Annotated in this window: 1 protein-coding gene and 1 pseudogene; both read right to left on the reverse strand. The window is 75.6% G+C overall.

Features of this window, described 5'->3' with window-relative positions:
- Positions 1–473 (reverse strand): annotated as a pseudogene (locus D4740_RS12665) (hypothetical protein); the annotation flags it as partial.
- A partial coding sequence (locus D4740_RS13000) for a hypothetical protein (RefSeq protein ID WP_396027251.1) occupies positions 470–850 on the reverse strand: 381 nt, incomplete at its 5' end. The gene D4740_RS13000 and the pseudogene D4740_RS12665, both read right to left, overlap by 4 nt.

The raw sequence follows: 850 nt of genomic DNA on the forward strand, positions 1-850 counted from the left end.
CCCAGTGTGGTGGCGGCCTGGGTGGCGGCGTGGTGGACCTCGGCGCGCAGGGCCTGGTAGGTGGCGGCGAGGCTGGCCAGGCCTGCGGCTGCGGGCCCGGCGGCCAGGGGGTTGCCCAGGGCGCTGTCCACCAGGGACTCGGCCTGGGCGCGCAGCCCGGTGGCGGCGTGCTGGGCCGCCTCCAGCACGCTGGCGTAGGCCTCCAGCGCGCCCGCCCCGCCCACCAGGCCAGCAGTCAGGGCCTCTGTGTCGCCCTGGAGCCCCGAGGCGCTGGCACCGAAGGCCTCGGCCCCCTGTCCCTGCCAGGAGGCCACCACGGCCTGGGCCGAGCCCACCAGGGCGGCGCCCTCGCTGACGGCTGCGGCGGCCTGCCTCCACGAGGCGGCCACCTGGTGCACCCCGGCCGGGCTGCCCTCGATCTCACCGATCACCAGGCCCGCCAGCCCAGCCACGCTGCCTGCCGACACGCTCACCGCCAGGCCCCCCAACCACTGCCGCTGTCGATGGTGCCGCCGATGGCACGGGCGCCCTGGGCGGCCTCCTGGTCGGTCTCCTCGTAGGCGTTCATGCTCCACGACAGCCCCTCGACCAGGCTGTCGGCCCGCTGCCCGCCCCGGCGAGCCGCCTGCCGACACTCCCAGGCAAAAGCCTGGGCAGCCCCGGTCAGCACGGCCTGGCCGAACACCGCCTGACTGCCCTCCTCAGGGTGCACCCCCTCCAGGGACGCAGCCGACTGCCCGGCCAGCGACCTGGCCGTCCCCAGCTCTTCCAGGTTGACCTGTAGCACCACCCGGAACCACTCCTCTTGCTTGCCCCTGCCTACCCCGGCAACCCGGACCCACCGGACAGG

Origin of the sequence: Actinomyces sp. 2119, assembly GCF_003591215.1 — a bacterium.
In the GTDB taxonomy this organism is placed as follows: domain Bacteria; phylum Actinomycetota; class Actinomycetes; order Actinomycetales; family Actinomycetaceae; genus Actinomyces; species Actinomyces lilanjuaniae.